Annotated in this window: 4 protein-coding genes; 2 read left to right on the forward strand and 2 right to left on the reverse strand. The window is 55.1% G+C overall.

Annotation, left to right across the window (positions count from 1 at the left end):
- Positions 1-82 precede the first annotated feature (82 nt).
- Positions 83-505 carry a helix-turn-helix transcriptional regulator gene (locus NZ823_15265; GenBank protein ID MCS6806489.1) on the forward strand — a complete coding sequence of 141 codons (423 nt, stop codon included), beginning with the start codon at positions 83-85 and terminating at the stop codon, positions 503-505.
- 563 nt (positions 506-1,068) lie between these two features.
- Positions 1,069-3,051: an excinuclease ABC subunit UvrB gene (gene uvrB / locus NZ823_15270; protein MCS6806490.1), complete on the forward strand. Its 1,983-nt coding sequence runs from the start codon at positions 1,069-1,071 to the stop codon at positions 3,049-3,051.
- Positions 3,052-3,066: 15 nt separating this feature from the next.
- Here uvrB and pgeF read toward each other — a convergent pair whose 3' ends face one another.
- Both pgeF and NZ823_15280 read right to left on the reverse strand, forming a co-directional pair.
- Entirely contained in the window at positions 3,067-3,876 is an 810-nt protein-coding gene (gene pgeF, locus NZ823_15275) for a peptidoglycan editing factor PgeF (protein MCS6806491.1), read from the reverse strand.
- Between the two features lie 13 nt (positions 3,877-3,889).
- Entirely contained in the window at positions 3,890-6,478 is a 2,589-nt protein-coding gene (locus tag NZ823_15280) for a M1 family aminopeptidase (protein MCS6806492.1), read from the reverse strand.
- Positions 6,479-7,200 lie beyond the last annotated feature (722 nt).

The following is a 7,200-nucleotide window of genomic DNA, read 5'->3' on the forward strand; positions in this document are numbered from 1 at the left end:
CGATGTGTCTATTATTAGCTTAGCGATGACACGAAGCGTGTCTGTCGAAGTAAAGAAGGTATTTTAGGGCAAGGCAATTACGATGATGAATCAAACTGACTCAAGCGTCACACCATCATCGGCGAGTACTGCTGCTGGTGACGTCTCGGTCGCCTCGATGGTTGAGAGCATCATCGGGTGCAAGTGGTCGGTGCGACTGCTGGAGCTATGTGCAGCAGGCCATTGTCGGCCGAGCGCTTTGCTTCGTGCGTGTCCGGGATTGTCGGCCAAAGTGATGAATGAGCGCCTGCGCAAGATGATGCGTTTCGGGATACTCCAGCGCATCGTCTTTGGTGAGAAGCCGCCGGTGGAAGTGGAGTATCGGCTCACGCCGTTGGGTCAGCGCTTCATGAAGATCATTGACGAAGTGCGACAACTCCAGCAAGCGGTTGATAAGGGCCTTATCCTGCAAGAGGGCGCCACCGACGCTCCGGTTCAACAGGGCCGTCATCTGGCCGGTCGCTAACCGTTTCCTTCACTGGCCGTAGAAGCAATGACTAACAGGCTGCCATGCTGGCGTGGGTGCGGCAGATGAGGCCGAAAGAACCAGCATTGACAGTTATGCGCCGGTGCATGCCTTTCAGTAGGGCGCCGAATTTGTAGGGGCAGTCTTTCCAAAGGTTGCAGGTCTGGCTACCTTCGCGGGGGCTTGCGCGGCTCAACACAAACGAGCGTAGCATGAGGAATCCTATAGGCCCTCAGAAAGTCGGAGACCGCTGCTTGAGGTGTTCTCCTGCTGCGCTCCACGTCGCTTGGTCGCACACGACCTTTCTCCGGATGATTGGTATTATGCCACTGACTCCTGACTCCCGACTCACACATGGCCTTTGTCCAGACGATTGGTATTTATGCTCTTGACTTCTGACTCCTGGCTTCTGGCTTCTGACTTCTGACTCCTGACTCACACATAGCCTTTCTTCAGACGATTGGTCTCACTCACCAATTGTCAAGTGAATCACGGGCAGTCCTCTCGATTGCTGAGTTTCTGTGCCGACAAATATAATGGTCACGTGATAACGGGAAAGAGTTATGGATTTCAAACTTGTTTCTGATTATAGGCCGCGCGGTGATCAACCCGAAGCGATTGACGCGCTCGTGCGCGGGTTGCAGGAAGGACGCAAATGGCAAGTGCTGTTAGGCATTACTGGAAGCGGGAAGACTTATTCGGTCGCTTCTGTGATCGAACGGGTCAACCGGCCAACGTTGGTCATGGCGCATAACAAGACGCTTGCCGCTCAACTTTACCAAGAGTTCAAAACGTTCTTTCCACACAACGCTGTCGAGTATTTTGTCAGCTACTACGATTATTATCAGCCTGAAGCGTATTTGCCGCAGACCGACACGTACATTGAAAAGGAAGTGCTGATCAACGAGGAGATTGATCGCATGCGACTCTCGGCGACACGGGCGTTGTTTGAGCGGCGTGATGTGATTATTGTCGCCAGCGTATCGTGTATTTATGGTTTGGGTGATCCTGATGCTTATTACGATCAGTTGATTTTTTTGGAGGTTGGTCAACGCATTCGCCGCTCGGAGTTATTGAAGAAGCTGGTCTCGATTCAATACGAACGCAATGACGAGCAATTCGGGCGTGGCACGTTTCGCGTGCGGGGTGATGTGGTTGAGGTGTTTCCCTCGTATCAGGACACGGCCATTCGTGTGGAGATGTGGGGCGACGAGATTGATGCGCTCAGCACGATTGATCCGTTGTTTGGTGAAGTGCTGGAGCGGCATCAGCGCATCCCGATCTATCCGAAGACCCATTTCGTCATGCCGCCGGAGATGCTGCAACGCGCGATCCGCGGCATCGAGCAAGAACTGGAGTGGTGGGAAGCGGAACTGAAAGCGGCCGGCAAGTTGATCGAGGCGCAACGCATCCGCGAGCGCACCCAATACGACCTGGAGATGCTCCGCCAGTTCAATTTCTGTCGCGGCATCGAAAACTATTCCCGGCATCTGACAGGCCGACGCCCAGGCGAACCGCCGCCGACGCTGCTGGATTATCTGCCCAAAGACGCGCTCGTCATCGTGGATGAAAGTCATCAGACGATTCCGCAGATTCGCGGCATGTTTCATGGCGATCAAACGCGCAAGCAAACGCTGGTAGATTATGGCTTCCGCTTGCCCAGCGCCAAGGATAATCGTCCACTGACATTCGAGGAGTGGATGGCGCGCGTCAATCAAGTGATCTGCGTCTCGGCCACGCCGGCAGAGTTTGAACTGCAACAAGCCGGCGGCGAATTTGTCGAGCAGGTGGTGCGTCCCACGGGACTGCTTGATCCAGAGGTCGAAGTCAGGCCAGTGCGACATCAGGTGGATGATCTGCTGGAGGAGATTCGCCAGCGGGTCGCCCGAAACGAGCGTGTCTTGGTGACCACGCTCACCAAGCGCATGGCCGAAGATTTAACGCAGTATTACACCGAGCTTGGGATTCGTGTCCGGTATTTGCACGCTGAAGTGGATACGCTCGACCGCGTGCGCATCTTGCGTGATCTACGACGCGGCGACTTTGATGTGCTCATAGGCGTCAATCTCCTGCGCGAAGGATTGGATTTACCTGAAGTCTCGTTAGTGGCCATTCTCGACGCTGACAAAGAAGGCTTCTTGCGCTCAGAGCGCTCGCTCATTCAAACCATTGGTCGCGCTGCCCGCCACGTCAACGGCAAAGCCATCCTGTATGCCGACGTCATTACCGATTCAATGGATCGAGCCATTCGTGAAACACGTCGCCGCCGCGCCAAGCAGGAACAGTACAATGCGGCGCACGGTATTACCCCGCAGAGTATTATCAAGCCGATCGAAGCGACGCTATTGATGATTGCTGAAGCTGATTATTTCACTGTGCCGTTAGACGTGGACGAGTCAGCGCCGTATGACCCAGAGCGACTGGAGGACACACTCAAGCAATTGGAAACAGAGATGCGCGAAGCGGCCAAGGCGCTCCAGTTCGAACGCGCTGCTGAGCTGCGCGATAAGATACGCGCGCTTAAGAATCAAGCCTTGTTGGGGTGAGCCGAGCCGCCGCGCTCACTTATAGCCGATCACCGACAACATGCGTCCAACGCCGTGAGCCGATTCTCGCCGGTGCGAGAAAAACAGATCATTGTGGCACATTGTGCAAAGGTTCACGGTGAAGATATTGGACGGAGGAACGCCAGCGTGGATCAGTTGTTGCCGATTGGCCGCTGGTATGTCCAGATGCGCCTTGCCAGTGGGTTGATGATTATGGATGATGGCGTCGGCCCAGGCGAACGTGCGACTGTATAGCTCAGTGACGTCTTGCCCGACTTCGTAACAACAGACGCCAGCAGCCGGCCCAATCGCTGCCAGGCAGTCTGCCGCCTCCGTGCCGAATTCGCAATGCATTTGGGCGAGCGTTTTCTCCACGATCCGCGCGTATGTGCCGCGCCAGCCGGCATGAACAGCCGCGATGGCGCGTCGTTTCACATCGGCGATTAAGATCGGCACGCAATCGGCTGTTTGCACACCGAGCAGCAGGGCCGGCTGCCTGGCGATGAGGGCGTCACCGGCGCGCAACACATCGCCGCGCTCATCGCGGCCAGCAAGGATCACGTCAGCCGAGTGGATTTGTTTGAGCGTCACAAGCTTCATCTCTGTTGCGCCGATGGCTGCAAGGAATCGTTGACGATTATGCTGCACGCGACTGGGCGCATCGGCTGGGCAAAATCCTAAGTTCAGCGCGTTGGTTGGCAGTGGGCTCACGCCCTGTTGCCGCGTGCTGAACGCGTGGGTATACCCAGCCTGTTCCAGTGGTCGGCAAACGAGGAACGCAATGCCATCGTGTCGGCGCAATTGGAAAGCGTCAGTCAGGTTCATGGGCTGATAACGTTCAGAATGGCGCCCGCAATAGCTTGGTTGCCCGAAACAGTCCATCTGCCGATTGCAGGATTTTGCCTTTGAGGCGTGGCGGGTAGTCCGGGTGATCGGCGAGAAACTGTCGGACAATGGCGGCCGCGGCTTCGCTGTTATGACCGTTGAGCGTGGCGTCGAGCCAGTTTTTGACAAAGAAGATGTCGCCGGTGCGTTGAATCTCCTGGAGCATATCAAGGCTGGGACGGATGAATTTCTCGGACGCCACTGCTCGCAGGGGATGATGGAGATAGGAAATTGCTTCCAGGACCCACGGCTCTCGCCGACGCTGCGCGGGATCGGCCAGACGACGAAAGAAAGCCTCTCGCGTCTCTGGGTCCGAGGAGAGCGCCGGCATGACGAATTCAAATCGGGCTTTGCGTTCGGGGTCTTTAATGCGGTTCAATTGCTCTTGCAGAATCTCCGCTGCGCCGGGCACATCGCGCACGGCCAGTTCCAGCGCCATCGTCATGTAATCTTGCTCGGAGAATGGAAGGCCGCGAACCTGTGCTTCCGGCGCTTGGCGCCAGACACGTTCCAAAATCATCAGGCCTTCGGGCGTGCGCGCCACTGAGATGAACGCGCGAAAGTAGGTGGATTTCAGCGACGTTGTCGAAGCCTTTTCCATCTGCTTCCATAACAACCCTTCCAGCGTCGGCGCCAGTTGCTTCTGTTCGGTTGACGTGATGAACCGCCAATAGGCTGTCGTCAGGGATTCGGTCATGCGTTGCGCGTTCAGTTCGGTTGATTCCAGTGGCAGCGCTTTGATCGCCAGAGTGATCAGTTGCTGAGGTCGCACTTGTTGTTCGAGCATGGCATCCCATAGCATCATCCAGGCGACGCCTCGCATCAGCGGGTCCTGAATGGAAGGAAGATTTGCGAGCAAGTAGTCCCGACTAAGCGGATCGAGTTCAAACAGGCCATAGCCCAGGCCGCGCCCGTCCGTCAGAATGAATGTCGGCTTCGGCAAACCAGCCGCTCGTTCAATCGTGACGGCCTCATCACGAAGATGAACGGGAAAAGTGTGTATCTTGCCCCGCGATGACACCACGAGTTCAAAGCGCTGATTCCACAGGCGGCCACGGCCTGCTGGGTCTGACTGGCGAATCGTCAGCGAATTGATCGTGCCATCGGCATTCAACGCCAGATAAGGCGTGATCTTCGGGCGTCCCGCCTCTTCAATCCATCCGTGACTCCATGCTTTCAAATCTTCTGGTGAGCGCGCATCGAGAATCTCAATTAACTGATCCCACGTTGCGTTGCCAAATTGAAATCTGTTTAAGTACTCGCGCAGTCCATCGCGAAACGCCTGCTCGCCGAGCAGTTGCTCAAGCTGTCGCATGACAATCGGCGCTTTTTGATAAATGATAGCGCCATACAGGCTGGCTGCATCGTTGAGATTGTCCAGTTGTTGGTGGATAGGATTAGCGCCTTCGCTGCGGTCCACATCATACGCTGCCGGATAATGAGACAGAAAGAACCGCAGGTCGTGGTTGATTTCTGGGAAACGAGGATTGACGATTTTCGCTGCCATGAAATTAGCGAAGACTTCCTTGGTCCACACATCGTCAAACCAGTTCATAGTGACCAGATTGCCAAACCACATGTGAGCCGTTTCATGAGCGATCAAGCTGGCTTGCCCCAGTTTTTGCGTTTGTGTTGCTGTTTGGTCCAGCAGCAGCGTCGAAGCGCGATAGAAGATGCAGCCTGGATGCTCCATGCCACCGAATTGAAATGATGGAATGAGCACGAAATCGAATTTGTCGAAGGGATAGCCGATGCCGGTGTAGTCTTCCAGCCACTTCAGGGCGCTCTCATGAAGATCAAAGATCGCATCGCGGTTTCGCTCGATTTTTTGCGCATCGGTCTCGCGGTGAAACATGCGCATAACACGTCCGGAACGTTCAGCCGTCTCAACCTGAAATGCTCCGGCTGCGAAAGCGAACAGATAGGTGCTGATCGGTTTTGTCTCAGCAAAGCGGCAGATGGCACGGTCACCGTTGATGTCGCGCGTCTGCAATGGACCGTTAGCGACGACTTGCCATGTTGCCGGCACGTCCAGTGTGAGCCGATAGCGGGCCTTGATGTTGGGTTGATTAAAGCAGGGAAACGCTGTGGCTGCGCGATCCGGCACAAACAAGGTGTAGATGTACTCATCAGCGCGATGCAGGGCGTTGTTGCCGGCTACGAATTTGATGGTAACAGCGTTTTCGCCAGCGCGCTCGGCAGCATCAAGAATGGTTAAATGTCCGTTGGTTACTTGGTAGTCGAGATTTTTGTTGCGGGCTTGCACCGACAGCACGCTGTCAGGCGGTTGGTCAAAATCGAGAATCAGTGGTTGTGACTCATCTCGCGTGCGGAACGAGAGTATTAGCTCACCCTCAATCCGTTCCTCTTTCGATGCGGGGATTTTGAACGTGAGGTCGTATTTGACATCAGAAAAGAGATCAGACCGTTGTTGCGCGAGTGTCCAGGGTACGCCCGGCTCCACGTTGGGAAATGATTGACAACCGATTGAATAAGCCATAGGGATTGTGACAAGCAGGGAGAGTAAGAAAGTCGGTCTCATGTTACGCTTCAATTTTTGTGATCCCCCGAGTACAAAGATTTGAGCGCGACAACATAGCATAAGACTGAGAAACGCCACAATTGCGCCTGTGGATGTGTGGATGTGGCCGGCCAACGGCGCAGCGGTCGGGCCTCATTCCGACGTTGCCGGATTGCAGGAGCAAGATTGTGCGTGAAGGTGTCCGCGCGTGAAGGTGTCAGTAGAGCCCATCCGACACATGTGGTGGAGTAGCAGGTACCACCCGCTTCGTGCTCGGACCGATCGGTTGAGCGATCTCATAGCTGGAAACTCCAGATGCGGATATCGGCGTTGTCCCGCGCTACCACTGCAAGGCGCATGAGCGCCATTGTCCGAAGTAGCGTGTTCAACCTAGCGGTACACGTCGCGGTCAGGCTTTTGCCCTCTCGATGGAGAATGTTATAATGGCATTCGGATTGAATAGAGCGTTGACCTATGTGGCACATGAGAACATCTCAACACGAGGCAACGAAGACGGATAGTAGCCTCAGACCAGCTCTTTCAGGAGGGTAGCGAGCATTACAACGATTTACGGTCACACACAGGGATTAAAACACAACCAGCTACGGCGGTTGGAAAAGTTCTATCAACGGCGAATCCCACCTACAGCGATCATCACGCCTGAGGTCGCGCGGCAATTAACCGAACTATCGCGCGAGGTGCATCGTCAGATTGGACTGCTGATTGATCGAGGGGGTCATATT

Source organism: Blastocatellia bacterium, assembly GCA_025054955.1.
Lineage (GTDB): Bacteria > Acidobacteriota > Blastocatellia > HR10 > J050 > JANWZE01.

What these genes read in the sequence shown, in the direction of transcription:
- NZ823_15265 (MCS6806489.1), top strand. Translation starts at nt 83, where the DNA reads ATGATGAATCAAACTGACTCAAGCGTCACACCATCATCGGCGAGTACT.
- uvrB (MCS6806490.1), top strand. Translation starts at nt 1,069, where the DNA reads ATGGATTTCAAACTTGTTTCTGATTATAGGCCGCGCGGTGATCAACCC.
- pgeF (MCS6806491.1), bottom strand. Translation starts at nt 3,876, where the DNA reads ATGAACCTGACTGACGCTTTCCAATTGCGCCGACACGATGGCATTGCG.
- NZ823_15280 (MCS6806492.1), bottom strand. Translation starts at nt 6,478, where the DNA reads ATGAGACCGACTTTCTTACTCTCCCTGCTTGTCACAATCCCTATGGCT.